At 57.4% G+C, this 23635-nt stretch carries 25 protein-coding genes and 1 tRNA gene; 12 read left to right on the forward strand and 14 right to left on the reverse strand.

The window, feature by feature from the left end; all coding sequences use genetic code 11:
* Position 1: 1 nt before the first annotated feature.
* The gene (locus tag QZ869_RS14670; protein WP_296105634.1) at positions 2–757 is read right to left on the reverse strand and encodes a DeoR/GlpR family DNA-binding transcription regulator; all 756 of its coding nucleotides are present in this window, start codon (positions 755–757) and stop codon (positions 2–4) included.
* A gap of 101 nt (positions 758–858) precedes the next feature.
* On the opposite strand from QZ869_RS14670, the gene QZ869_RS14675 reads away from it, so the two are divergent.
* Entirely contained in the window at positions 859–1446 is a 588-nt protein-coding gene (locus QZ869_RS14675; protein ID WP_296083050.1) for an NUDIX domain-containing protein, read from the forward strand.
* A gap of 55 nt (positions 1447–1501) precedes the next feature.
* Here QZ869_RS14675 and QZ869_RS14680 read toward each other — a convergent pair whose 3' ends face one another.
* On the reverse strand, positions 1502–2401 hold the full coding sequence (locus tag QZ869_RS14680) for a ribokinase (protein WP_296021394.1): 900 nt from the start codon (positions 2399–2401) through the stop codon (positions 1502–1504).
* Positions 2402–2551: 150 nt separating this feature from the next.
* Positions 2552–3748 (reverse strand): DNA recombination protein RmuC, encoded by a 1197-nt coding sequence (locus QZ869_RS14685; protein ID WP_296105636.1) that lies wholly within the window; start codon positions 3746–3748, stop codon positions 2552–2554.
* Between the two features lie 140 nt (positions 3749–3888).
* Between QZ869_RS14685 and def the strand changes: the two genes are divergently transcribed.
* From def to truA, 3 genes are read left to right on the forward strand one after another with little or no spacing between them, the layout of a single operon-like run.
* Positions 3889–4401, forward strand: a complete 513-nt coding sequence (gene def, locus QZ869_RS14690; RefSeq protein WP_296040739.1) for a peptide deformylase — start codon at positions 3889–3891, stop codon at positions 4399–4401.
* Between the two features lie 50 nt (positions 4402–4451).
* Positions 4452–5384, forward strand: coding sequence for a methionyl-tRNA formyltransferase (gene fmt, locus QZ869_RS14695; RefSeq protein WP_296105638.1), 933 nt, complete (start codon positions 4452–4454; stop codon positions 5382–5384).
* Positions 5385–5387: 3 nt separating this feature from the next.
* Positions 5388–6188, forward strand: coding sequence for a tRNA pseudouridine(38-40) synthase TruA (gene truA / locus QZ869_RS14700; protein WP_296105640.1), 801 nt, complete (start codon positions 5388–5390; stop codon positions 6186–6188).
* A gap of 18 nt (positions 6189–6206) precedes the next feature.
* Here truA and QZ869_RS14705 read toward each other — a convergent pair whose 3' ends face one another.
* Genes QZ869_RS14705 through dapD form a run of 3 tightly spaced genes read right to left on the reverse strand, consistent with a single transcriptional unit; the run spans position 6207 to position 8870 of the window.
* Positions 6207–6803, reverse strand: coding sequence for a hypothetical protein (locus QZ869_RS14705; protein WP_296105642.1), 597 nt, complete (start codon positions 6801–6803; stop codon positions 6207–6209).
* Positions 6790–7983 (reverse strand): succinyl-diaminopimelate desuccinylase, encoded by a 1194-nt coding sequence (dapE, locus tag QZ869_RS14710; protein WP_296105643.1) that lies wholly within the window; start codon positions 7981–7983, stop codon positions 6790–6792. Before dapE ends, QZ869_RS14705 begins: the two co-directional genes overlap by 14 nt.
* A gap of 32 nt (positions 7984–8015) precedes the next feature.
* Entirely contained in the window at positions 8016–8870 is an 855-nt protein-coding gene (dapD, locus tag QZ869_RS14715) for a 2,3,4,5-tetrahydropyridine-2,6-dicarboxylate N-succinyltransferase (protein ID WP_296021408.1), read from the reverse strand.
* A gap of 147 nt (positions 8871–9017) precedes the next feature.
* On the opposite strand from dapD, the gene QZ869_RS14720 reads away from it, so the two are divergent.
* Positions 9018–9878: an LOG family protein gene (locus QZ869_RS14720; RefSeq protein WP_296105646.1), complete on the forward strand. Its 861-nt coding sequence runs from the start codon at positions 9018–9020 to the stop codon at positions 9876–9878.
* A gap of 88 nt (positions 9879–9966) precedes the next feature.
* Here the strand turns inward: QZ869_RS14720 and QZ869_RS14725 are convergent, their stop codons facing one another.
* A complete protein-coding gene (locus tag QZ869_RS14725) occupies positions 9967–10911 on the reverse strand; it encodes a nucleoside hydrolase (protein ID WP_296105648.1) in 945 nt (314 codons plus the stop codon).
* A gap of 222 nt (positions 10912–11133) precedes the next feature.
* On the opposite strand from QZ869_RS14725, the gene QZ869_RS14730 reads away from it, so the two are divergent.
* Both QZ869_RS14730 and QZ869_RS14735 read left to right on the forward strand, forming a co-directional pair.
* Positions 11134–11559 carry an Hsp20 family protein gene (locus QZ869_RS14730; RefSeq protein WP_296035406.1) on the forward strand — a complete coding sequence of 142 codons (426 nt, stop codon included), beginning with the start codon at positions 11134–11136 and terminating at the stop codon, positions 11557–11559.
* A 165-nt stretch (positions 11560–11724) separates the two neighbouring features.
* Positions 11725–11982: a DUF1150 family protein gene (locus QZ869_RS14735; RefSeq protein WP_062427086.1), complete on the forward strand. Its 258-nt coding sequence runs from the start codon at positions 11725–11727 to the stop codon at positions 11980–11982.
* Positions 11983–12077: 95 nt separating this feature from the next.
* Here the strand turns inward: QZ869_RS14735 and QZ869_RS14740 are convergent, their stop codons facing one another.
* Together QZ869_RS14740 and QZ869_RS14745 are read right to left on the reverse strand one after the other, a co-directional pair.
* Complete coding sequence (locus QZ869_RS14740; protein WP_296021415.1) at positions 12078–12674, reverse strand: EF-hand domain-containing protein; 597 nt, start codon at positions 12672–12674, stop codon at positions 12078–12080.
* A gap of 109 nt (positions 12675–12783) precedes the next feature.
* Positions 12784–13503 (reverse strand): pyrimidine 5'-nucleotidase, encoded by a 720-nt coding sequence (locus QZ869_RS14745; RefSeq protein ID WP_296105650.1) that lies wholly within the window; start codon positions 13501–13503, stop codon positions 12784–12786.
* A gap of 104 nt (positions 13504–13607) precedes the next feature.
* Between QZ869_RS14745 and QZ869_RS14750 the strand changes: the two genes are divergently transcribed.
* Positions 13608–14525 carry a DMT family transporter gene (locus QZ869_RS14750; protein ID WP_296021419.1) on the forward strand — a complete coding sequence of 306 codons (918 nt, stop codon included), beginning with the start codon at positions 13608–13610 and terminating at the stop codon, positions 14523–14525.
* A 50-nt stretch (positions 14526–14575) separates the two neighbouring features.
* Here QZ869_RS14750 and argB read toward each other — a convergent pair whose 3' ends face one another.
* Positions 14576–15460: an acetylglutamate kinase gene (argB, locus tag QZ869_RS14755; protein ID WP_296021421.1), complete on the reverse strand. Its 885-nt coding sequence runs from the start codon at positions 15458–15460 to the stop codon at positions 14576–14578.
* A gap of 239 nt (positions 15461–15699) precedes the next feature.
* Here argB and QZ869_RS14760 point away from each other — a divergent pair, with 239 nt between their 5' ends.
* Positions 15700–16077: a hypothetical protein gene (locus tag QZ869_RS14760; protein WP_296078429.1), complete on the forward strand. Its 378-nt coding sequence runs from the start codon at positions 15700–15702 to the stop codon at positions 16075–16077.
* Positions 16078–16100: 23 nt separating this feature from the next.
* Here QZ869_RS14760 and yihA read toward each other — a convergent pair whose 3' ends face one another.
* From yihA to rpmH, 4 genes are read right to left on the reverse strand one after another with little or no spacing between them, the layout of a single operon-like run.
* Positions 16101–16748, reverse strand: a complete 648-nt coding sequence (gene yihA, locus QZ869_RS14765) for a ribosome biogenesis GTP-binding protein YihA/YsxC (protein WP_296021425.1) — start codon at positions 16746–16748, stop codon at positions 16101–16103.
* Complete coding sequence (gene yidC / locus QZ869_RS14770; RefSeq protein WP_296035395.1) at positions 16745–18565, reverse strand: membrane protein insertase YidC; 1821 nt, start codon at positions 18563–18565, stop codon at positions 16745–16747. Before yidC ends, yihA begins: the two co-directional genes overlap by 4 nt.
* The gene (rnpA, locus tag QZ869_RS14775; RefSeq protein WP_296021428.1) at positions 18565–18948 is read right to left on the reverse strand and encodes a ribonuclease P protein component; all 384 of its coding nucleotides are present in this window, start codon (positions 18946–18948) and stop codon (positions 18565–18567) included. The genes yidC and rnpA overlap by 1 nt, the downstream gene beginning before the upstream one ends.
* A gap of 31 nt (positions 18949–18979) precedes the next feature.
* Positions 18980–19117, reverse strand: a complete 138-nt coding sequence (gene rpmH, locus QZ869_RS14780; protein WP_010972613.1) for a 50S ribosomal protein L34 — start codon at positions 19115–19117, stop codon at positions 18980–18982.
* Positions 19118–19482: 365 nt separating this feature from the next.
* On the opposite strand from rpmH, the gene QZ869_RS14785 reads away from it, so the two are divergent.
* The 3 genes from QZ869_RS14785 (at position 19483) to QZ869_RS14795 (ending at position 23479) form a co-directional block, all read left to right on the forward strand.
* A complete protein-coding gene (locus tag QZ869_RS14785; RefSeq protein ID WP_296035393.1) occupies positions 19483–21492 on the forward strand; it encodes a methyl-accepting chemotaxis protein in 2010 nt (669 codons plus the stop codon).
* 330 nt (positions 21493–21822) lie between these two features.
* On the forward strand, positions 21823–23184 hold the full coding sequence (locus QZ869_RS14790) for a HAMP domain-containing sensor histidine kinase (protein ID WP_296105740.1): 1362 nt from the start codon (positions 21823–21825) through the stop codon (positions 23182–23184).
* A gap of 218 nt (positions 23185–23402) precedes the next feature.
* Positions 23403–23479 (forward strand) — tRNA-Arg (locus tag QZ869_RS14795).
* Positions 23480–23635 lie beyond the last annotated feature (156 nt).

The following is a 23635-nucleotide window of genomic DNA, read 5'->3' on the forward strand; positions in this document are numbered from 1 at the left end:
CTCAGGCTTTTAGAATCGCTGGTCCCGTCGCGCTATATTGCTCGAGCAATTTGTCTGGCACGTCGGCATCCACGACGATGGTCGCAATCTCTTCCAATGACAGGATGAGATAGGGCGATGCCGCGCCGATCTTGTCCTGCGTCGCAACCAGGATCGTCTCGGCGGATTGTCGGGCAATTAGCCTCTTGATTGCCGCTTCTTCGCGGTTTCCCGTCGTGGCGCCGGTCTCGGGATGGATACCGGTTGCTCCCAGGAAAAACAGATCGGCGCGAATGCCGGAAATGGCCTCGGCGCTTGCCGCACCCATTGACACGATCGAGTGCTTGAAAAGCCGCCCGCCAATCAACTCCACCTCGACCGATGGATGTTGCGCCAATTCGACGGCAATGCTCGGACTATGGGTGATGATCGTCGCCTCCAGTTTCGGTGGCAGATTGCGGGCAAGCTGGAGATTGGTAGTGCCGCCGTCGAGAAAGACGATCTGTCCCGGCTTGATCAATCCGGCTGCTGCCCGGCCAAGCTTCTCCTTGGCGGAGGACGCCATCTGTTCGCGCACATGATAATCGGCAATGGCGGGTGAAGATGGCAGCGCACCTCCGTGGACCCGTTGCAACAAACCGTCTTTCGCCAGTTCGCGCAGATCGCGGCGAATCGTATCCTCGGAGACGCCGAGTTCTTCCGCGAAGCTCTTTGCAACGATCCTGCCATCTCGCCTTAGAACGTTCTGGATGAGGGTCTTGCGTTCCAATGTCAGCACTAACTCAATCCTATTGCACGAAATTTCTTGACTCTGCACGAAAATACACGAAATTGCTCGTACGTCCAAGATCCATCGGGTCTAGCCGCAGGGAAAACTTCATGAGTATCGCGCATCGCATTAAGGTGGAGGACGTTCAGATCCTTTCCAATGATTGGTATCTCCTCAAGAAGACGACTTTCTCCTTCTTGCGAGAAGATGGCACATGGCAGAAGCAATCGCGGGAAACCTATGATCGCGGCAATGGCGCGACGATCCTTCTCTACGATTTAGCACGCCGCACGGTGATCCTGACGAAACAGTTCCGCTATCCGGCCTTCGTTAACGGCCATGACGACCTTCTCATCGAAACCCCGGCGGGCCTTCTGGACAATGCAGAGCCGGAGGCGCGTATCCGCGCAGAGACGGAGGAAGAGACGGGCTTCATGGTCCGCGATGTCCGTCAGGTCTTCGATGCCTTTATGAGCCCCGGATCCGTTACCGAGCGGCTACATTTCTTCGTCGGCGAATATCAACCGGGAGACAGAACCTCAGCCGGTGGCGGTAATGTCGAAGAGGGCGAAGAGATCGGCGTCATGGAAATGGGGATAGACGATGCGCTGGCGATGATCGCCTCCGGTACCATTCGCGATGGCAAGACGATCATGCTGCTGCAATATGCGGCGCTCAATCTGTTCAAGGACGCTTGATCGGACGATGCCGGCAGTTGCCCACATTTGCTTGGCACCCGCCGCTCTTGATCCGTTACAACTTTTGATCCACTTCGGCGGCGACGGGAACAGAGGGTTGGGCGCCTTCACGAGTGCAGGCCAGCGAACCGGCAACCGCCGCACGGCGCAAGGCCTTTTCGAAGTCCATTCCGGCATCGAGACTTGCAGCGAGATAGCCGCAGAACGTATCGCCTGCACCCACAGTATCGACGGGCTCGATCTTGAGGCCCATGGATTTGAAGAGCTTGCCGTTACGAATGGCAATCACACCCTCCGCACCCAGAGTGACGATCAGGGTCTGGCCTGTCTCTTCGTGCAGTGCGGCCAGTTCTTTCTCCCGATCCGCAGCCGAGAGACCGCTCTTGCCGATCAGCAGCTCGAATTCCGTTTCATTGGCGATGACGATCGTCGCAAGTCGTGACAAGCGGGCTGCATCTGCGGTCAAAGGAGCCGTATTGATGATCGTCGTCACGCGCTTGGCTTTCGCAGCTTTCAGTGAAGCCTCGATCGCATCGGCTGGAATTTCAAATTGCAACATCAGCGTATCGCCCTCGGTCATTTCCGAGACAGCGCGCTCGGCATCCTGTGGCGAGACCGTGCCGTTGGCCGCGGGAATGACCGAGATCATGTTCTCGCCGCCCTCACCAATCAGGATAACGGCTGTTCCAGTCGGCTCGGCCACCGTCTTCACCAGCGAGAGATCGGTGCGCGCATCACGCAGCAGCGTGAGTGCGGGGGCTGCAAAGGTATCGTCACCAATGGCACCCGCCATCTTCACCTCCGCCCCGGCGCGACTCGCCGCAAGCGCCTGATTGGCACCCTTGCCGCCAGCTGCCGTGGAAAAGCTTTTGCCGGTGACCGTCTCGCCCGGCTTCGGCAAGCGTTCGGAGGTGGCGACGAGATCCATGTTGATGGAGCCGAAAACAGTAATCATGCGAGGCTGATCCAAAGGACGAAGTTGATATAGTCGGATATTGCTACAGCATCGGTCCGAAAATCGGAAATCGAATTTGCGCTGGCTACGGCCTGTCGCGATCTTTCAGATGCGCTCCCTACGCTTCAGATCCTCTTTTTGCCGTGCCGATTACTCGTCATCCACAATGCGAAGCTTTGCGGCCCCTGCACGGGCTTCAGCAATGCGGCGCTGATGCTCCACTTCCGCATGCGGGAGCTCCGTGGTGCTTGCGGAAAAATCGAGGCTTTCGATCTTGCCGCCACGCGCCAAGACTTTTTCCGACGAGGTCAGCATCATTTCCACGTCCCGCTGCGCCTGGCCGAAATGCGTCTGAAGCTTGCGGGTGCGCTCATCCAAACGTCGCACATCGTCCATCAACAGCGCCACTTCGCCCTGGATCAGGTGAGCTTGCTCGCGCATCCGCTGATCCTTCAACACCGATTGAATGACCTGGACCGACAGCATCAGGAGAGACGGTGACACGATCACCACACGGGCGCGGTGGGCACGCTGCACCAGATACTCGAAATGCTGGTGAATATCGGCAAAGATCGATTCCGACGGCACGAAGATGAAGGCGGTGTCCTGGGTCTCGCCGGGGATCAGATACTTCTCCGCCACATCGCGAATATGAACTTCCATGTCCCGGCGGAACTGCTGGGTCGCAGCGCGCTTTGCCTCCGGCGATTCATCCGCCTTCAAGGCGTTCCAGGCTTCCAGAGGAAATTTCGCGTCGATCACCAGCGACGGCGCATTGTTCGGCATCTTGATGATGCAGTCCGGTCGAAAGCCGTTCGAAAGGGTTGGCTGAAGCTGGTAGGTACCAGAGGGCAGCGCATCGGCAATCAACGCTTCCATGCGCGCCTGTCCAAAGGCGCCGCGTGTCTGCTTGTTGGAAAGAATCGCTTGCAGCCCAATGACGTCCTTTGCGAGGTCCTGGATATTGCCCTGCGCGGCATCGATGACCGCGAGCCGCTCCTGCAGCTTGCTCAGGTTCTCATGTGTTGAACGGGTCTGTTCGGTCAGCGTTGTTCCGAGACGCTGAGACATGCCATCCAGCCGCTCGTTCAACGTCTGGCTCATCTCGTTCTGTCGTGCGGAGAAGGCCTCTGCCATGGCAGCGATGCGGCCTTGCAGTTCTGTCTGGGTTTTCAGAAGCTCGGTAAGCTCTTCGCGCGGCTGATCCGGTGTTGCCGGTTTGCGCAGGAGGAAGAGGACAGCCACAAGTCCGGCAAAAGCCAGAACGAGCAGCATCGCGCCGATCGAGATACTGACCGTTCCGACGCTGAAAGCCGTTTGACCGAGGGCATTGAGATCGATGTTCATGGCGCAATCTAGCAGAGTTATTCTGATTCGTACAAAACAAGAACATCTCCACGGCGAAAATGAGTCGGCTATCCAGTCTCAGCGTTGAATCGACCGTATTTTTTCGTTTCCTCGGTTGATGAGATGGGTTATGGGAAGCCATGACGATCAAGCCTCTTATCATTTTGCCCGATCCGCTGCTGCGCCAGCAGTCCAAGCCTGTCGAGACTGTGGATTCGGAAATCCAGCGTCTGGCAGACGACATGCTGGAGACCATGTATGACGCGCCGGGAATCGGCCTCGCCGCGATCCAGATTGGCGTTGCCCGCCGTATGCTGGTGATCGACCTGTCGCGCGAAGACGAGGAAAACAAGCCGCAGGTCTTCATCAATCCGGAAATCCTGAAAGTTTCGGATGATGTCTCGACCTATGAAGAGGGCTGCCTCTCCATTCCGGATTACTATGCCGAGGTCGAGCGTCCGGCCTCGCTGACAGTTGGATATATTGATCGCAATGGCAAGCAGCAGACGATAGAGGCCGACGGTCTTCTTGCGACCTGCCTGCAGCATGAAATCGACCATCTGAACGGCGTACTCTTCATCGACCATATCTCGCGTCTGAAGCGCGACATGGTCATCAAGAAATTCACCAAGCTGGCCCGCGCCAAGGTCTGATTCGCCCGGCGAGAGGCCCTTCGATATCAGCAGCAGGGCAGGGGGCAAAAATGGCTCTTCGCATCATATTCATGGGAACGCCGGAGTTTTCGGTCCCCACACTGCGCGCTCTGAAAGAGGCGGGCCACAATGTGGTTGCGGTTTATACCCAGCCGCCGCGCCCAGGCGGACGCCGTGGGCTGGACCTGCAAAAATCCCCTGTGCATCAGGCCTCTGAGCTTTTGGGAATACCGGTTCTGACCCCGCTGAATTTCAAGGCGGACGATGATCGCAAGCAATTTTCCGATTTCGATGCCGATGTTGCCGTGGTTGTCGCCTATGGTCTTCTTCTCCCCGAGGCGATTTTGAATGGCACGCGCCTTGGATGCTATAACGGCCATGCATCGCTTCTGCCACGCTGGCGGGGTGCAGCCCCCATTCAGCGCGCCATCATGGCAGGCGATGCCGAGACGGGCATGATGGTGATGAAGATGGAAAAGGGGTTGGATACCGGCCCCGTGGCGCTGACAGCGCGTGTCTCCATCGATGAAAACATGACGGCTGGCGAGTTGCATGACGCGCTCATGCTGAAGGGCGCGCGATTGATGCGCGACGCCATGGCAAAGCTCGAAAATGATGATTTGCCGCTCACGGTGCAGGCCGAGGAAGGCGTTGTCTACGCCACTAAGATCGACAAGGCGGAAACGCGGATCGATTTCTCCCGCCCCTCGCAGGATGTCCACAACCACATTCGCGGTCTGGCGCCTTTTCCAGGCGCCTGGTTTGAACTGGAGATCGGCGGCAAACCCGAACGCGTCAAGGTATTGGCAAGCGAACGAGCAGAGGGCATGGGCGAGGCAGGTTCGGTCTTGGACGATCAATTGACGATTGCCTGTGCCAGTGGGGCGGTCCGTCTCACCAGACTGCAAAAGGCAGGTGGCAAGCCAATGCTGGCTGCAGATTTCCTGCGCGGAACGCCTGTTCCTATCGGAACGAGGCTGTAGGTTATGCCTCGGTTTCGCATGACCGTGGAATATGATGGTACGCCTTACGTCGGCTGGCAGCGGCAGGACAATGGCAGGTCGGTTCAAGGCGCACTGGAAGGGGCGGTTCTTTCGTTAACGGGCGAAAAGGTCGGCATTCGTGGCGCCGGCAGAACAGACTCCGGTGTGCATGCGGTTGGTCAAGTCACCCATGTGGACCTGGCGCGTGATTGGCAGCCCTACAAGCTGCGCAACGCGCTCAATGCCCATCTGGCCATGGCAGGTGACGCGGTCTCGGTCCTTGACGTGGAGGCTGTGACGGAGGATTTCGATGCGCGCTTTTCCGCCATTCGCCGTCATTATCTCTATCGCATCATCTCTCGTAAATCGCGCTTAGCGCTGGAGCATAAGCGCGCCTGGTGGGTCTCGAAAGACCTGGACCATGAGGCGATGCATGCAGCCGCACAGATGCTGGTGGGGCGACATGACTTTACCACTTTCCGCTCCGTTCATTGCCAGGCCAACAGCCCGGTGCGGACGCTGGACAGGCTGGATGTGACGCGTAATGGCGACCTGATTGAGATCCGTGCGACGGCGCAGAGCTTCCTGCACAACCAGATCCGCTCCTTCGCCGGAACGCTGAAGCTGGCAGGCGAGGGCGCCATGACCCCCGACGACGTGCGGGCAGCACTAGAGGCGCGTGACCGCACGGCCTGCGGTCCTGTTGCTCCGCCGGAAGGCCTCTACTTTATGCAAGTGGATTATCCCGACGTCATACCGCCGCGAATGCCGCCAACAGAAAAGGTCCTTGGCGATACTAAATGACCGCGCAGGCAAACATCTTCACGTCGGATAGATGCCGAGAAAGCGTTGCAACAGTTCCGAGAGGATCATCCCAGGGACAAGCAGTGTCATAACGAGCGCTGTTACCAAGAGCGGTTGATCGCGCACGAACAACCGCAAGATCCTCGAAAAGGCGAAGACCAGAGAAAGGAGCAGTGCGAACCAGAGGATTGCGACGAGCCCGTGCAATGCGGGCAGGAACAGCGCAATCAGGATCAGAAGTGAATAGGCGTAGGAAAAAGGAACGGACAGCCAGTTTGCAACCACGATGATCGCTTGAAATCTGTCTCGCACACCGAAAGCCACTAACAAGAGGCCGATCAGGACCAGCGGCACCATCCAGCAGATGGCTTCTACAATGGCGAGACGAACGAAGAAGATCGCACCCGTCCGCACCCCTTCCGGCATCCCGGACAGATAGGCCTCGTGCCACCAGTACCAGGACAGCGCCATGGACGGCAGGCACCACAGGGCGGCGTAGAAGGAGCGCAACATGCCGCGATCGCTGATGTCGAGAAGGCGCAAGCCCTCTTTCTTGCCAAGAAACAGCAACCAGAGACCGCGCAGATAGAAGGCGACTTCGCTACTGGGCGGCATGGCCGAACCAGCGTTCGATGAAGGTTTCATAGATGCGTGTCAGCGTTTCCAGATCGGCGACGGCGACGCGCTCATCGACCATATGCATGGTCTGGCCGACAAGGCCGAATTCCACCACCGGGCAGTAATCCTTGATGAAGCGGGCATCCGAGGTGCCGCCAGTCGTGGAGAGCTTCGGCTCCAGACCTGTGACCTCCGCTACCGCACCCGAGAGCGAGGAGATCAGCGCATTGTTGCGCGTCAAGAAGACATGGCTCGGCCGATCGGCCCAGACGATCTCGTAATTGACGGGTGTCCGATCCGGACGAAGCGCGCCGTCAGCGGCAGCCGCATCCAGACGACGGATGATCTCGGCCCGCAGCGTCTCTGCCGTCCAGGTGTCGTTGAAACGGATATTGAAGGACGCCGTCGCTCTGGCCGGAATGACATTGGTCGCGGCATTCCCCGTGTCGATGGTTGTCACTTCCAGATTGGAAGGCTGAAAATTGTCGGTCCCGTTATCGAAAGGCGGGTCCATTAGCGCGTGCGTCAATTGCAGCATTCCGCGAATGGGATTGTCTGCAAGGTGCGGATAGGCTGCATGGCCCTGTATGCCTTGAACTGTGATGCGGCCCGAAAGCGAGCCGCGGCGACCGATCTTGATCATGTCGCCCAGCTGGTTCGGATTGGTTGGCTCACCGACAACGCACGCATCCCAGCGCTCGCCCTTGGCGGCGGCCCATTCCAGAAGCTTCGAAGTGCCGTTGATCGACGGCCCTTCTTCATCGCCGGTGATTAGAAAGGACACGGAGCCCTTCGGCTTACCATGCTTTTCGATGTGACGTGCTATCGCTGCGACGAAGCAGGCGATCCCGCCCTTCATGTCGACGGCGCCACGACCAAACATCTCGCCCCCGGCAATTTCTGCTGCAAAAGGAGGGTGGCTCCACGCGGCTTCGTCACCTACCGGCACGACATCGGTATGGCCCGCAAACATCAGATGCGGTCCATCGGTGCCGAGCCGGGCGTAAAGATTTTCCACGTCCGGCGTACTGTCTTCTGTGGCCACCACACGATCGACCTCAAAGCCCAGCGGCGAAAGCAACGTTTCGAGCAGGGCAAGCGCCCCGCCTTCTGCGGGCGTTACCGACGGGCAACGGATGAGGCCGGCAAGATTCGAGACGGGATCGGTGGCGTTCATGGGGCTGTCTCTCCTATGCCGGTCTTTTAATTTCAGTCGCGCAGAAGCTCGTTGATACCGGTCTTGGAGCGGGTCTTCTCGTCGACGGTCTTGACGATGACGGCGCAATAGAGGCCTGGGCCAGGCTCGCCATTCGGGAAGGGCTTACCAGGCATCGTGCCAGCAACCACGACGGAATAGGGTGGCACTTCGCCATAAGAGATTTCGCCGGTGGCGCGGTTCACGATCTTGGTGGACTTGCCGATGTAGACGCCCATGCCGAGCACCGAGCCTTCGCGGATGATGCAGCCTTCGACCACTTCCGAACGCGCGCCGATAAAGCAATTGTCTTCGATGATGGTGGGGCCTGCCTGAAGTGGCTCAAGCACGCCGCCAATGCCAACGCCGCCGGAAAGATGAACATGCTTGCCGATCTGGGCGCAGGAGCCGACGGTCGCCCATGTGTCGACCATGGTACCTTCATCGACATAGGCGCCGAGATTGACGAAGGATGGCATCAGCACGACGTTCTTGGCCACATAGGCGGAACGGCGAACGACGGCATTCGGCACGGCGCGGAAGCCTGCCGCACGGAACTGATTTTCGCCCCAATTCTCGAACTTGGAAGGCACCTTGTCCCACCATGTGGATTCGCCTGGGCCACCGGTGACAATTTCCATATCGTTCAGGCGGAAGGAGAGCAGAACGGCCTTCTTCAGCCACTGGTTTACCTTCCAGTTGCCGCTTGCTTCGCGCTCGGCCACACGTACCTCGCCAGCATCGAGAAGGTTAAGCGAAGTCTCCACCGCATCGCGAATTTCTCCCTTGGTGGAGGTATTCACACCGTCGCGGTTTTCGAATGCGGTTTCGATGATGTTTTCGAGAGTGCCGAGTTCCGAGCTGCTCATGAGAATTCCTTAAACTTCGCTGACTATCGTCATTTTCAGGGAAACATCCGCACCGCTGGCCGGACACGGTCAATTGCTCTAAGCGAGTGTTTCAAGTGCGTCAATGCGATTTGGGCGATTTGACGTCAGCATCGGAAAGGCATGGAAATGGCGAAACTGAAAAACGGCAAGCTGCATCGCAAGGATGGGGTTTGGGACCCGCTGAAAAGCAGTTCGGATGATAAGCATCAGGCCGAAGTCATTCCAAAAACACCGCAAAGCGCTTCGCCATCCTACCGTCTTGCCTATACCGATACCGACTTCCTCTGCCGGGAGGAATTGCGCCCTGTTCGTCTTCAGCTCGAACTGCTGAAAACGGAAATGATCCTCTCCGAACGCGGCATCAAATCCACCGTCGTCATGTTTGGCGGCGCTCGTATTCCTGAGCCCGGCGCTTCCGCATGGGCGGCGCGCAACGAAACCCAGAAGAAGAACCTTGAAGCGGCATCGGTCTATTATGACGAAGCGCGAAAATTCGCCAAGCTTTGTGCCAGTGCCGCAGAGAAACTGGATCATCGCGAATATGTGGTGGTGACCGGGGGCGGCCCCGGTGTGATGGAGGCGGGCAACAGAGGGGCATCGGAAGCGGGCGCTCCCTCGATCGGTCTCAATATTCTTTTGCCACACGAGCAGGCACCGAACCCTTATGTAACGCCGGAGCTCAGCTTCAACTTCCACTATTTTGCAATTCGCAAGATGCACTTCCTGATGCGCGCCAAGGCCGTGGTCATCTTTCCGGGCGGCTTCGGCACCATGGACGAGCTTTTCGAAACCGTAACGCTGATCCAGACCAAGCGCATGGCACCGATCCCACTGATCCTTTTCGGTAAGGACTTCTGGCACTCGATCATCAATTTCAAGGCATTGGCTGATTTCGGAACCATCGCGCCGGACGATATTGACCTGTTTCACTTCGCCGAGACGGCGGAAGAGGCCTGGAAAATCGTAGCCGATTTCTACGAACTATAAGAGCTTCCGATCCGCGGAAGGATAAACATCATCTATAAATGCCCGGGCTCGATTGTTTGTGAGCCCGAGCATGATGATCAAGCGGCGATCAGAGCCGCGCAAAACGCTCTGTCAAAAGCGCGAAGAAGCCGTCCGCATCCACGTCGCGCAACACCTTGGCATTGACCGGACGATTGGTCACCTTCCACCAGTCGACCACTGTCATGCCCATGGTCAACTCGGATGATGTTTCGATTTCCACGTTGCAATCACGTCCGGCAAAAAGCTCAGGCTTGATCAGATAGGCAATGACGGTCGGGTCGTGGAGCGGGCCACCATCGGAGCCGTACTTCTCCACGTCAAAGCGCTCGAAGAATTCCAGCATCTCGGCCATGGCGATGGCTGGATGTGTGCCGATATCGCGAATGCTGGCGACGCGGGCCTTGGTGGTCAAAAGCTTGTGCGTCACGTCGAGTGGCATCATGACGAGCGGAATGCCGGAACGGAACACGATATCGGCAGCATGTGGATCGACATAGATGTTGAATTCGGCCGCTGGCGTAATATTGCCGCCTTCGAAGAAACCGCCGCCCATCAGCACCAGTTCCTTCACCCGCGGCGCGATATCCGGCGCCTTTTGAAGAGCGGTGGCGATATTGGTGAGTGCGCCGAGCGTGCAGAGCGTCACCGTGCCTTCCGGCTCGCGACGAAGCGTTTCGATAATGAAATCTACCGCATGCTGCGGCTGTGCGGCAAGTGTCGGCTCCGGCAGGGTCGGGCCGTCTAGACCTGTGCTGCCATGCACATGCTCGGCGGTGATCGGCGGACGAACCAGAGGACGCTCGCAGCCTTCGTAAACAGGGACGTCCGAACGGTTGCAAAGTTCAAGGACGATGCGGATATTACGGCTCGTGAGTTTAAGCGGCACGTTGCCGGCCACAGCGCAGAGACCGAGAATTTCGATCTCTTCGGGACTTGCAAGAGCGAGCATGATCGCTGCCGCGTCGTCCTGCCCGGGATCGGTGTCGATAATGATTTTTCTACGCTCGGCCATGATAATCCTGTTTGTCTTGATCGATGTCTTTTCAAGCTGCTTTTGCCGCCTTGTCAATGGCCTCTCTGAGGTCCTGTCGGGTGCGGCGCTTTTCGAGAAGTCGTGTTCTTGCGTTTCGAACACCATGTTACCATATGCGAAAGAGCTGCCGAACCGGGGCTGGGTGCCGCATCATGACGCGCGCGCCACAAGATCGTCGCTTGGATGCAAGGACACTGGATTATGAGCCGTATGACACCCTTCACGCACCCGCTTATGCTGGGCTTCGATGCCATGGAAAAAACGCTAGAGCGCATGGCAAAGTCGAATGACGGCTATCCTCCTTATAATATCGAGCGTTTGGCCGCCGACGGATCGCAGCCGGAGCGGCTTCGCATCACCATCGCCGTTGCCGGTTTTTCCGAAGACGACCTAGACGTGACCACGGCGGATAATCAGCTCATCATCCGCGGGCGCCAGCAGGATCAGGAAAAGCGTGACTACCTCTATCGCGGTATCGCGGCGCGGCAGTTTCAGCGCGTGTTCGTGCTGGCCGACGGCATGCAGGTGAATGCCGCACGTCTGAAGAATGGTCTTCTTTCCATTGAACTCACCCGTCCGGAAATCTCCAACGTGGTGAAGAAAATTAACATTTCCGTCTCACAGTAGTCTTCAGGCCATCATGCTGATTCCGGTCAGTATTCTGGTTCTGAAGCAATGAATCGGCGCGAAGTTCCTGGTGATTTCGCTCAGGCAAATCACGCGCCGACGTGAAGTTCAGAGCGTCTCAAGCATGTTCTTGACGGACAGGCGGCGCTCTATGGAGGCTGAAATATGCTTTTAAAAGAAGCGCATGCGCGCCTGACCAAATCCCAGCTTGCCCATCTTGGTGCCGGTGAAGTGGGCTACATTCGCAAGATGCGGGCTGAACAGGTATCCAAATGCTTTCCCGAAGCGCCTGAGCTTGATCCAGGCCTCGATCTTTGGGCTCTTTTCGGCGCTGACGGAACGCCCATTCTTTTGACCGACAACCGCTCCAGCACCTTTTTCAAGGCGGCTGAGGACGAGTTGCGCACCATCAGCTTGCACTGAACGCCCTCTCAAGGACGCCAGTTGGTCCTGACGTTAACGCCCCATATCAAAAGGCCCATCCTCGTGGGGCGGGCCTCATGAAACGCAACTGAGTTTTACAGCCAGGGACGGTCCGGCATGTCATCAATGCTGATGACGCCATCACCATTGCTGTCGAGGCGTGTGAAGATCTTTTCGCCAGCGGCCATGAATTCCGGCTTGCTGAGCTGGCCGTTGCCGTCCGTATCGGCCGTGGCGAACATGCCGCCCATCTTGCCTTTACGACCTTTTCCCTTGCCGTCTTCGCGTGCCTGACGAGGCTTGCTCTCGCGCTCGCTATCCTTCTTGTCGCCTTCGGCCTTCTTCTCGCTACCTTCGGTGGCAGCTTTTTCAGGCTTCGGATTGGCCGCGCGCCATGCGTCCATCTTCGTTTTGCGATAATCGCGCATTTCCTTCGGCGTGATGGAGCCATCCTTGTCGGCATCGATCTCGGTGAACAGGGCTTCCTGACGCGCGTTGAACTCCTCCTTGGTGATCTTGCCGTCCTTATTGGTATCGGCGACCTTCAAGAGATGAACGAACATCGGCTCCGGGCGCATGCGCGGACCATCCCGGTCGGCGCCACCACGAGGAGCTGCAATCGTCATGGACGCAGTGGTGCTGAGCATCAGGGCAGCGCCAAGTGCGGTGATGGCGATCTTCCGTTTTAGCATATCGAAACCTTTCCTTTGATGTCCCTCATAAGACGCTAGAGGCGACGCTTCGTTCCCACCAGTTAAACATCGGTAATGCATATGAAATATCGGTAATATACGGCGTGCCTTAATCCCGGCTGGATTGAAGGCCCGTCAAAAATTCCGACAGGTTATCGGTGATGTAATCGATATGGTCGTCGGTCTCGGCAGGAATTTCCCAGCGCTCCATGACAATGCCTTCGAGGTTGCGTGGAACGAGGAGCACAGTCCGCATCCCCATGGCCTTGGGCGCAGCAAGGTTGCGCGGCAGGTCCTCGAACATCGCAGCCTTTTTGGTGTCGAGCTGTGTCAATGCGGCAAATTTCTCGTAGGTCTGTCCTGCAGGTTTCGGCAGATAGCCTGCTGCCACTATGTCGAAGATATCCTCGAAGTGCTCGAGAATCCCCAATGCGCCAGCCGCCGCCTGCGCGTGCTTGACGCTGCCATTGGTCAGAATGAATTTGCGGCCAGGCAGAGCCTTGATCGCCTCCCCGAGCGCCGGATCGGGGAGAAGAGCCGAGTAATCAATCGCATGGGCCTTTTCCAGAAAGTCGTTAGGGTCGATGCCGTAATGGATCATCAGTCCTTGGAGCGTCGTTCCGTGCTCATGGTAGTAGCGCTTCTGAAGAACGCGCGCCTCCTCGGGGTCCATCTGCAACAGCTCCGCCACATAGGCGGTCATGTTGCGGTCGATCTGGGAAAAGAGGTTGATGTGATGCGGATAGAGCGTGTTATCGAGATCGAAGACCCACTCCGTCACATGGGCGAAATCGGCGGGCTCGGCTGTGTTTTTTGTCTTTGTGTTCATGACAGGCTTTATGCCCTTTTCGTCGGTCAAATAAAATCGAAAACGCGCTTGTAGTAACGAAAACCGTCCTTGGCGGTTGACCTGCGCGGATGCTAATCGAGAGCATGGAATTGTGGATCGGCATCACCCTGGTCAGCGCTTTCTTGCAGAATTTGCGCTCGACCTTTCAAAAACACCTGAAAAAGAGCATGGGCACCACTGGCGCGACCTTTGTGCGCTTCGGTTTCGGCATGCCCTTTGCGCTCGTCTATCTTGCCATCCTGCATTTCGGGTTGGCGAGGCCACTGCCATCGATCAACGGAGACTTTGTACTCTGGTCGGCGATCGGTTCGATGACGCAGATCGGTGCGACCTTCCTGCTCGTGCATTTGTTTTCCTTCCGCAACTTCGCCGTCGGCACAGCCTATTCGCGCACGGAACCCGCACAGGCTGCACTGTTCGCTCTCGTTTTCGTTGGGGAAAGCGTGAGTGCCGGGACGCTGCTGGCCATTGCCATCTCGGTCTCAGGTGTCATGCTGATTTCCGTAGCGAGAACGGCGCTTTCGCCCGTTTCCATCATAACATCCGTGTTCAGCCGCATTGCGGGCATTGGCCTCGCATCGGGCGCTCTTTTCGGTCTTTCCTCGGTCGCATATCGGTCCGCATCGCTGTCGATTGCGTCCAGCCTGCCAGCACCGGACGCCGTCATGCAGGCGAGCTTTACACTGGTCGTGGTCATCGTGACGCAGACTGTTGCAATGCTCATCTGGATTTTGCTGCGAGAGCGCGAGGAGCTTGCGCGTATCGCCAAAGCTTGGAAGCCGGGGATCGCCGTCGGTTTTGTCGGCGCTACCGCCTCATTCGGCTGGTTCACGGCGATGACGCTGCAACAGGCCGCAATCGTCAAGGCTCTGGCGCAGGTGGAAATGCTCTTTGCATTCGCCTCGACGGTGTTCGTCTTCAAGGAGAAGATCAACAGACTTGAATTGATGGGCTGTCTGTTGATCGTCCTCGGCGTTTTGGCTCTTCTCGCCTTCGGCTAGAACGTTTCCATAACGAGGAAACGCTCTCACCAAAGCCGAAGGCTTGTGTCTCAAGGCACGATCAGTGTGCCGGCGCCTTCCGTAAAGATCTCCAGAAGAACCGAGTGGGCAGTCTTGCCGTTCAGAATGACGACGCCCTGAACACCCGCCTTAATCGCCTCGATGCAGGTTTCCACCTTCGGGATCATCCCGCCGGAAATCGTGCCGTCCTTGATAAGGGCCTTGGCCTGGGAGACCGTCAATTCCTTGATCAGTTCCTTGTTCTTGTCGAGAACGCCTTCGACATCGGTAAGGAACAGCAAGCGTGTCGCGTGCAGCGCACCGGCAATGGCGCCGGCAAATGTATCGGCATTGATGTTGTAAGTGGCGCCGTCGCGGCCAGGCGCTACGGGAGCGATGACCGGGATCATCTCGGATTTCGCCAGAAGATCGAGAAGGGTGCGATCAACTTCCACGACTTCACCGACGAAACCGAGATCGAGGACCCGCTCGATATTGCTGTCCGGATCGATCACGGTCTTGCGCGCCTTTTCGGCAAAAACCATGTTGCCGTCCTTGCCGCACAGCCCGATGGCCCATTCGCCGGTCTGATTGATGAGCGCGACGATCTCCTTGTTGATCGAGCCCGCCAGCACCATTTCGACGATTTCGACAGTCTTGGCGTCGGTGACGCGCAGGCCACCTTCGAACTTCGATTCGATCCCCATCTTGGACAGCATCGCGCCGATCTGCGGACCCCCTCCATGCACCACGATCGGGTTGATCCCGGACTGTTTCAGGAGTGCAATGTCTTCGGCGAAGGCTTTTCCGAGCGCCGTGTCTCCCATGGCGTGGCCGCCATATTTTACGACGATTGTCTTGTTTTCATACTTCTGCATGAAGGGCAGGGCCTGAGCCAGAAGCCGGGCCTGCATTTCGCTTTCAAAACTCGCCATTGGGAAACCTCGTCTTTGATTGCGCCGCTTGTAACGCAAGTTTTTGACGGATGAAACACGGATGGGCCAAGTGGGGAGCATAAAATTCACAGAGGATGCCATATGCGCAGTCAATAAGATTGACACGGCGGCGCATTAGGGCGAGCCTCGTTTTGGGAGTCTGCGTCCGGCCCACCGAGATTCGATTGGGCAGGCCGTCATGATGACGGTGGCGCGAAGCAGCGGAGTTTGATGAAGACATGGCCTTGCCGGATAAGGATATGCGCGGCGGTTTGAAGGATCAGGTGCTGGCGGGCAAATATGTGCTCGGCGCACTGCCGGAAGACGTGAAAGCCGAGCTTGCCGTAAGGGTTAAGAACGACAAGCAATTCGCCAACATTGTCCGGCGCTGGGAAGACAATCTCGCCAAGACGGAAGTCCGTGAGCAGCGCAACTTCGCATCCTATGTCGATGCCTCAATGGATCACGCGCTCCGTCGTTCAGACGACAAGCTGCATCGCAGCATCTATGGCCGTTTCGCCATCCTCACCGCATTGTGGAATTCGGCGCGTTTCTGGCGCATGACCACGCTCGCCGCTGTTCTTTGGGCCGGGGTGCTGCTGTTTACCAGCATCTGATTTGCTGATGAGCCCTGACTGCGTCAGGGCTGCGGGTAGCCGACGGTCTTGAGAATTTCGGCGCGCAACTCGTCCAGTCCTGATGATTTTTCAGAGGACGTAGCCAGAACTTCGGGATAGGCTGCCGGGCGCTTTTTGATCTTTTCCAATGTCTCGGTGATCAGACGCGGAACGGCTGGTTCTTTGATCTTGTCCGTCTTCGTCAAAACGATCTGGTAGGACACGGCTGCCTTGTCGAGCAGGCTTAAGACATCCTCGTCATTCTTCTTGATGCCATGGCGAGAATCGATCAGCACATACACGCGCTTCAGCGTCGCCCGACCGCGCAGATAGTCGAAGACGAGTTTCGTCCAGTTATCGACCTGATCCTTGGGAGCCTGCGCGTATCCATAGCCTGGCATATCGACCAGCGCCATTGGCGGCAGGTCGTCTCCGGCACCGGAATAGCCTTCGGGAACGAAGTAGTTGAGCTCTTGGGTGCGGCCTGGCGTATTCGACGTTCGCGCCAGTCCCTTGTGACCGACGAGTGCGTTGATCAGCGAGGACTTGCCGACGTTCGAACGCCCGGCGAAAGCGATCTCTGCCGGGCCCTCGGGTGGAAGGAACTTCATGGCCGGAACGCCGCGGATAAAGATCCACGGCCTTCCGAAGAGGGGCTTGTCAGCCGTCATTTGGATTGCACCGGCTTTCGTTTGAACAACCCTTTAAGATTGTCGAAGAGCTCTATCTTGGCACCATGGCGCTTCATGATAACCGCCTGCTGCGAGATCGACAGCGTGTTGTTCCATGCCCAGTAGATAACGAGACCGGCCGGGAAAGACGCCAGCATGAAGGTGAAGATCAGCGGCATCCAGGTGAAGATCATAGCCTGGGTCGGATCCGGCGGTGTCGGGTTCATGCGCATCTGCAGGAACATAGTGATGCCCATGATGATAGGCCAGACACCGATCATCAGGAAGTGCGGCACGTCATAAGGCAGAAGGCCGAACAGATTGAAGAGCGAGGTCGGATCTGGCGCGGACAGGTCGTGGATCCAGCCGAAGAAAGGCGCGTGACGCATTTCGATGGTGACGTAGATGACCTTGTAGAGCGCGAAGAAGACCGGGATTTGCAAAAGCATCGGCCAGCAGCCGGCAATCGGATTGATCTTTTCTTCCTTGTAGAGCTGCATCATCGCCTGCTGCATGCCCATGCGGTCGTCGCCGAACTTGGCCTTCAACTCTTCGATCTTGGGCTGCATGCGCTTCATGTTCGCCATGGAAGCGTACTGCTTGCTGGCAAGCGGGAAGAACAGAAGCTTGACGACGATGGTGGTGAGCAGGATCGCCACGCCGAAATTGCCAAAATAACGGAAGAAGAAATCCATCAATTTGAACATCGGCTTGGTGATGAAGTAGAACCAGCCCCAGTCGATCAAAAGATCGAACTTCGGAATGGTATACTGCGTCTCGTAGCGGTCGACGAGCGGCACTTCTTTGGCGCCAGCGAAGATAAGGTTCTTCAGTTCGGCAGACTGCCCCGGTGCCACGGTCAGCGCATCGCTGCGGTAGTCGGCCTGGTAGCGCGGCTGACCATCGGTGAAGTGGGTATAGCGGGTTTCGACAGCCTTGTCCTGAGGCGGAACGATTGCCGCCGCCCAGTACTTGTCGGTAATGCCGAGCCAGCCACCGGTTGCCTTCGGCAAAACGAATGGCTGTTCCTCTACCTTTTTGTAGGTCTCTTCCGTCAGGCTGCCATCAGCGCCGGCAACGCCCAGGAAGCCTTCGTGAATGACGAAGACAGGCGGGGTAACAGGCTTGTTGTTACGGGTGATACGGCCATAAGCCGAGAGCGTGATCGCCTCCTGACCCGGATTCTCGATCTTGTCGGTGACGGTGATCATGTAGTGGTCGTCAATCGAGACCGTACGGTTGAACACCACGCCCTTGTCGTTCGTGTAGGAGAGCGTCACCGGTGTCGTCTCGGTCAGCTTTGCTCCAGCGGGAGCCGTCCATACCGTGGCCGGGCCAGGCACGGAGCCAACGCCATCATTGCCGATATAGCCAAGCTCGGTGAAGTAGCCATCATGCGTATCGGAAGGCGAGAAGAGGGTGATGATCGGGCTCGAGTCATCCACCGTCTCGTGGTAATCCTTCAAGCGAATGTCATCGATACGCGCGCCGGTCAGGTTGATGGAGCCAGCGATTGCGTTGGTGTCGATCTCGACGCGCTGCGTCTTTGCCAGCGCATCTGCACGCGAAATGGTCGCGGCCTGCTGACTGCTCGCGCCGGGGAGCGTGCCGCTCGGCGTGGTTGCCGGGGTCGCTGTGCCATCGGCTGGCGTCGGTGCCGTCGTGGTCTGTGTCTGCTGCGTGGCCTGCTGCGCCTGGCGTACCTCTTCGGCGCGGCGCTGCTGCTCGATACGCGGGTTCATGTAGAGAAACTGCCAGGCAAGTACGATGACAACCGAAAGGGCGATCGCGATGAAGTAATTGCGGTTTTTTTCCATCATTCTTTCCTGGAGCGGGTCTCCCGGGAGCGTCCGTTTTTCGCGCGTCCCTCGATCCGCTCTATGAGCAAGTTTTCCAGTACGGCGAAATCGGTATTCAATGCGTCCCTTCGGGCGACAATCACATAGTCATGCCCGGGTTTCATTGCAAACCCGGCAGAAAGCCTGACGGCTTCCCTGAGGCGGCGACGCATACGGTTGCGTTCGACCGCGTTTCCCTGGCGCTTGGTGACGGTAAAACCGACTCTTGCTTCGGTTTCAGGAGCCTGCCGATCCAGAACCTCCAGAAGAAAAGTGCTTCCGCGCCTTTTCTCACCCGCCTGAACGGCAAGGAAATCCGGCCGGTTTTTCAACCGACCGGGCATTTTCTTCTCATCTGTCATCTGCCGCGACTTTCATCGGGCAACCACTTGATTAAGCGGACAGACGTGCGCGACCGCGGGCGCGGCGAGCTGCAAGAACCTTGCGGCCGCCAGCTGTAGCCATGCGAGCACGGAAACCATGACGGCGCTTGCGAACAAGCTTGGACGGTTGGAAAGTACGCTTCGACATTTATTTAATACCGCGGGGTGCGGCCCTTCTTGACTTTGCCCTTAAGGGCAAGAGCGTTTCGACTAATGCCCGGAAAGCCATCATAGACTGCAAAATGCCCGGACGTGCGGGCTTATAAGGGCTTATCACCCGCAAAGTCAATTGCAGAACCGCATCACGCACCCACGGCGCAAGAGCCCTTTTTGCTCAACCGAAGCCGACAGCTATTCTTTGCACTTTCCCATGATCGGCCTTTTCAAAGATTCTGAGACATAATTAAAATCTGAAATTGTTTCTTAATTGACATTAAATAACGTTCTCTCGACCAAATGGCCGGATGTTTATTCTCCGGTCTCGGTGGGTTTGGAATATCGGGGGAATTCGCAGTGAAAATTCGGAGCAAGATCAATTTACTCGTCGGCTTTCTGAGCCTTGTGGCCTGTAGTATTGGTGGCCTTTCGATTTACGCCATCAACAAATATCAGGCACACACCGTCGCCTTGGATTCCGTTGCAGATCGTGCCCGTTACGGCGAAACCCTTAACAGGCTTGTAAGCGCTGTCGTTATGGAAGCCCGTGGCGTGTACGCGGCAAAGGACACCGCGGCGGCAGGCAAGTTCGCCGATGGCATCATCACCAATCTCGATGCCATGGCAGCGCTTCTCAAGGAGTGGAAACCGCAGGTTCCGGCCCATCAGGCCGCTACCTTCGACAATATCGAAAAGCGCTTTGCCGAGTTTCGCGCCTTCCGTACCGAGACCGCCCGTCTGGGCCGTGAAGTAGGTCCTCTGGAAGCAAGCGTCCAGGGCAACAATGAAGCCAACCGAGAAAATCGCAAGGCATATCAAGCCGAAATTGACGCAGTTGTGAAGGGCGATCTGAAAGATCTCGACGCGATCAAGTCGGAGATCGACGCCTTCGGCCAGTTTATCTTCCTCGTCGTCGCCCTTGTCACCGTCACCGGTGTCGGTGCTGGAGCCATTATCGGCCTCTATGTCGGCTCCAAGCAACTGAGTGCGCCGATCCTTGACGTTTCGGAGGTGATGAAGTCTGTTGCCAACGGGAATCTTGAGGCCAAAGTCCCATATCTCGATCGCAAGGATGAGATTGGCGAAATGGCTGCCGCCGTCGAAGTCTTCAAGCGCAATGGCCTGGAAGTGCGACGCATGAACGCGCAGGAAACCGCGATGCGCGCCAAGAGCGACGATCTACAATCGGGCATGGCGGATGTGGTTGGTGCCGCGGCACAAGGCGATTTCAGCCGTCGCATCACCAAGGATTACGGTGACGACAACCTCAACCGCTTCGCAAAGACCATCAACGACCTTCTGAGCAGCGTCGATAGCGGTGTCTCCGAGGCAGGCCGCGTCATGGCCGATCTTGCGCAGGGTGATTTGACGCGCGCCATGACCGGCAACTTCCACGGCGTCTTCGCGGAGCTTCAGGCCAACATCAATGACACGATGGCCAAGCTCAAAGCGACGATGTCGGAAGTGCAAGAAAGCACCGAAGGCATCAATGGCAATGCCAACGAACTCCGCTCCGCGGCTGACGATCTCTCCAAACGAACGGAGCAGCAGGCGGCAGCGTTGGAAGAAACGTCGGCCGCGCTGGATGAGATTACCGCAGTTGTGAAGAACTCCACGGCGCGCGCTCAGGAAGCAAGCACCATGGTGTCGGACGCCAAGGAGAAAACGGCTCATTCCGCGAAAGTGGTTCGCGACGCCGTCACCGCGATGGGCCGGATCGAGCAGGCATCGGGTGAAATCGGCCAGATCATCAACGTCATCGATGAGATTGCATTCCAGACAAACCTCCTGGCTCTCAACGCAGGTGTGGAGGCAGCGCGCGCAGGTGAGGCCGGCAAGGGCTTTGCGGTCGTTGCGCAGGAGGTGCGCGAACTCGCCCAGCGTTCGGCCAACGCTGCAAAGGACATCAAGGCGCTCATCACCAAGTCTGGAGAAGAGGTTGGTAGTGGCGTGACGCTCGTTCGCCAGACGGGTGCTGCGCTGGAAGACATCGAGACCCGCATCTTGAGCATCAACGACCACATCCACTCCATTGCCACAGCCGCACAGGAGCAGGCGACGGGACTTCAGGAAGTCAACACCGCCATCAACCAGATGGATCAGGTCACCCAGCGAAATGCCGCAATGGTGGAGGAAACATCTGCTGCGACCCATAAGCTGAGCGGTGAAGCGGCAACGCTGGTGTCGCTGGTCGGTCGATTCCGTCTTGGAAACGAGGCGCAGCAAGGCTCCAGATATGTAGCGCCAGCCCGCCCGTCCTCCGCGCCGGTAGCATCGCCCGCCCGCCGGATGATGGGTAATGTCGCCCGTGCCTTCAACGGCTCTGCCGCGATTGCGCAAAGCAGGGACGAGTGGCAGGAGTTTTGATTTCAGTCGTTTCCATCGAGACAGCGCCGCTCATACGGGCGGCGTTTTTCGTTTCGCCACGTCAATCGTGGATCGTCCTCGCATCCGTTTGAATTTTCGCCTCGAATCCTTATGATGACCTGAAATGACGCTGTTTGCCCAAGTGGATGCCGCCTTTGGCCTCTGACTGCTGCTGGCAGACCAACAGGAAAAGCCCTGGTGTTTTCGACACTCAGAAACCAGAAGAATGGCGGGGAGGACGATGGGGCGCCCAGGCGATCCTTGCGTGAGGTGCCGGGCCTGACCCAGGGCTTATCGGGCCGCCTGCTTCTGTTGACGATTGTCTTCGTCATGATCGCCGAAATTTTGATCTTCGTGCCATCCGTTGCCAATATGCGTCTCGCCTGGCTGCGTGACAGGCTCAACACCGCCGCTGCCGCAGGCGTTGTGATTGACGGTCTGCAGACGGAGCTTCCCCGCAGCGTCCAGAACGACACTTTGCTGGCAACTGGGGCAAAACTCATCGCGCTGAAAAAGGACGGCACCTCGACGCTGCTTGCGGCAACGGAAGTGCCGCCAAGCGTCGATGACCAGTACGACCTGTCGGACGTCTCGCAATTGCAGGCGGTTCGCGACGCTTTTTCGGTGCTGCTTTTCGGCAAGGATCGCGTCATCCGCGTCTTCGACGTCATCGGTGACAGCAACATGATCATCGAGATCGTGATGAGTGAAAACAGGTTGCGCGCCGCTATGATTGCTTATGCGGGTAACGTGTTGATGATTTCGGTGGCTCTGTCGCTGATTACGGCAAGTCTTATCTTCGTGTCCATCAATCGCATTCTGATCCGTCCCATCCGTCGGTTGACGGTCGGCATGCAGACCTTTGCCGAGAGGCCGGATGATCCCGCAAGCCTCTTCAGGCCGGAGGAGGGGGCGGATGAATTGGCGGTCGCCGGGCGGCATCTGGCGGATATGCAGGTTCAATTGCAGAAAACGTTGCGACAACAGAAAAACCTGGCCGATCTCGGGCTCGCCGTGTCCAAGATCAATCATGACATGCGCAATATTCTCGCCTCCGCTCAGCTTATGTCGGACAGGCTGGTGGATGTCGAAGACCCGATGGTGCGCAGCTTCGCGCCGAAGCTTCTGAGAACGATCGACCGGGCTGTCGGATATACGAGCGAGGTGCTGGCGTATGGTCAGGCTACCGAAGGGGCGCCGAAGCGCCGCCTGATCGAACTTGCCGAAGTCGTTCAGGATGTCAGGGATATTCTCGCAATCGAGCCGGAGAGCGGCATCGAGTTCGTCGATAACGTGCCTGCCGGACTGGCAGTTGACGCCGACAGCGAGCAACTGTTTCGCATTCTCTACAACATCTGCAAGAACGGCGTTCAAGCCTTGCAGCAGGCAGGCGGGCAGGATTATCCCTCCAAGCGCCTGACGGTGGCCGCACAGCGAAGCGATAACGTCGTTAGCATCGTCATCGACGACAATGGACCCGGCATGCCGCAGAAGGCGCGCGAAAACCTGTTCTCCGCGTTTCGTGGTTCGGCCCGTTCAGGCGGAACCGGTCTTGGTCTCGCCATAGCGCGTGAACTCGTCCTCTCACACCGCGGAACGATTGCGCTAGTCGAAAAGGCAGACCGCGGCACACAATTCCGCATCGAAATTTCGGATCGCCCGCAGCCAGGATCCGCTGCTATCGTAAGCTAAAGATCCACGCTTCTTCTCACCGTTTAAAGCCGCATCGACATCGATCATTTTCGATCGCGAATTTGATGCTCAAATTCGCCTAGTCCAGAAGTCTTTAAAATTCAATGGCTTGTAAAATTCATTGCAGGAAAATGACGTTTTGAAAACAAAATCGCTTGCATTCGAAGGTGGGACGTTTTAGAGGATCGCCACGCCAACGGAACACGGTTCCACGGCACGCACCCGTAGCTCAGCTGGATAGAGCACCAGACTACGAATCTGGGGGTCAGGAGTTCGAATCTCTTCGGGTGCGCCATTTCCTTCTCACACACAGATACATGTTGATCGGCAAGAAAAGCGATAAGGCGTTTCTGTTGACGATGTGCTTTCCTCTTGGTCGTTGCGGTGCCACCCCCAGTCTATCGAAGGCTACTTGGTTAGTCTGAGGCAAGCTTTTGGCCTTAAGAGCGTC

The organism is uncultured Agrobacterium sp. (assembly GCF_913777885.1).
Taxonomy (GTDB): Bacteria; Pseudomonadota; Alphaproteobacteria; order Rhizobiales; family Rhizobiaceae; genus Agrobacterium.

What these genes read in the sequence shown, in the direction of transcription:
- QZ869_RS14790 (WP_296105740.1), top strand. Translation starts at nt 21,823, where the DNA reads ATGATCGCCGAAATTTTGATCTTCGTGCCATCCGTTGCCAATATGCGT.
- fmt (WP_296105638.1), top strand. Translation starts at nt 4,452, where the DNA reads ATGGCTCTTCGCATCATATTCATGGGAACGCCGGAGTTTTCGGTCCCC.
- QZ869_RS14725 (WP_296105648.1), bottom strand. Translation starts at nt 10,911, where the DNA reads ATGGCCGAGCGTAGAAAAATCATTATCGACACCGATCCCGGGCAGGAC.
- argB (WP_296021421.1), bottom strand. Translation starts at nt 15,460, where the DNA reads ATGGCGAGTTTTGAAAGCGAAATGCAGGCCCGGCTTCTGGCTCAGGCC.
- QZ869_RS14735 (WP_062427086.1), top strand. Translation starts at nt 11,725, where the DNA reads ATGCTTTTAAAAGAAGCGCATGCGCGCCTGACCAAATCCCAGCTTGCC.
- yidC (WP_296035395.1), bottom strand. Translation starts at nt 18,565, where the DNA reads ATGGAAAAAAACCGCAATTACTTCATCGCGATCGCCCTTTCGGTTGTC.
- QZ869_RS14720 (WP_296105646.1), top strand. Translation starts at nt 9,018, where the DNA reads ATGGCGAAACTGAAAAACGGCAAGCTGCATCGCAAGGATGGGGTTTGG.
- QZ869_RS14750 (WP_296021419.1), top strand. Translation starts at nt 13,608, where the DNA reads ATGGAATTGTGGATCGGCATCACCCTGGTCAGCGCTTTCTTGCAGAAT.
- QZ869_RS14740 (WP_296021415.1), bottom strand. Translation starts at nt 12,674, where the DNA reads ATGCTAAAACGGAAGATCGCCATCACCGCACTTGGCGCTGCCCTGATG.
- def (WP_296040739.1), top strand. Translation starts at nt 3,889, where the DNA reads ATGACGATCAAGCCTCTTATCATTTTGCCCGATCCGCTGCTGCGCCAG.
- dapD (WP_296021408.1), bottom strand. Translation starts at nt 8,870, where the DNA reads ATGAGCAGCTCGGAACTCGGCACTCTCGAAAACATCATCGAAACCGCA.
- QZ869_RS14760 (WP_296078429.1), top strand. Translation starts at nt 15,700, where the DNA reads ATGGCCTTGCCGGATAAGGATATGCGCGGCGGTTTGAAGGATCAGGTG.
- rpmH (WP_010972613.1), bottom strand. Translation starts at nt 19,117, where the DNA reads ATGTCGAAGCGTACTTTCCAACCGTCCAAGCTTGTTCGCAAGCGCCGT.
- QZ869_RS14685 (WP_296105636.1), bottom strand. Translation starts at nt 3,748, where the DNA reads ATGAACATCGATCTCAATGCCCTCGGTCAAACGGCTTTCAGCGTCGGA.
- QZ869_RS14675 (WP_296083050.1), top strand. Translation starts at nt 859, where the DNA reads ATGAGTATCGCGCATCGCATTAAGGTGGAGGACGTTCAGATCCTTTCC.
- truA (WP_296105640.1), top strand. Translation starts at nt 5,388, where the DNA reads ATGCCTCGGTTTCGCATGACCGTGGAATATGATGGTACGCCTTACGTC.
- rnpA (WP_296021428.1), bottom strand. Translation starts at nt 18,948, where the DNA reads ATGACAGATGAGAAGAAAATGCCCGGTCGGTTGAAAAACCGGCCGGAT.
- QZ869_RS14680 (WP_296021394.1), bottom strand. Translation starts at nt 2,401, where the DNA reads ATGATTACTGTTTTCGGCTCCATCAACATGGATCTCGTCGCCACCTCC.
- yihA (WP_296021425.1), bottom strand. Translation starts at nt 16,748, where the DNA reads ATGACGGCTGACAAGCCCCTCTTCGGAAGGCCGTGGATCTTTATCCGC.
- QZ869_RS14705 (WP_296105642.1), bottom strand. Translation starts at nt 6,803, where the DNA reads ATGCCGCCCAGTAGCGAAGTCGCCTTCTATCTGCGCGGTCTCTGGTTG.
- QZ869_RS14745 (WP_296105650.1), bottom strand. Translation starts at nt 13,503, where the DNA reads ATGAACACAAAGACAAAAAACACAGCCGAGCCCGCCGATTTCGCCCAT.
- dapE (WP_296105643.1), bottom strand. Translation starts at nt 7,983, where the DNA reads ATGAACGCCACCGATCCCGTCTCGAATCTTGCCGGCCTCATCCGTTGC.
- QZ869_RS14730 (WP_296035406.1), top strand. Translation starts at nt 11,134, where the DNA reads ATGAGCCGTATGACACCCTTCACGCACCCGCTTATGCTGGGCTTCGAT.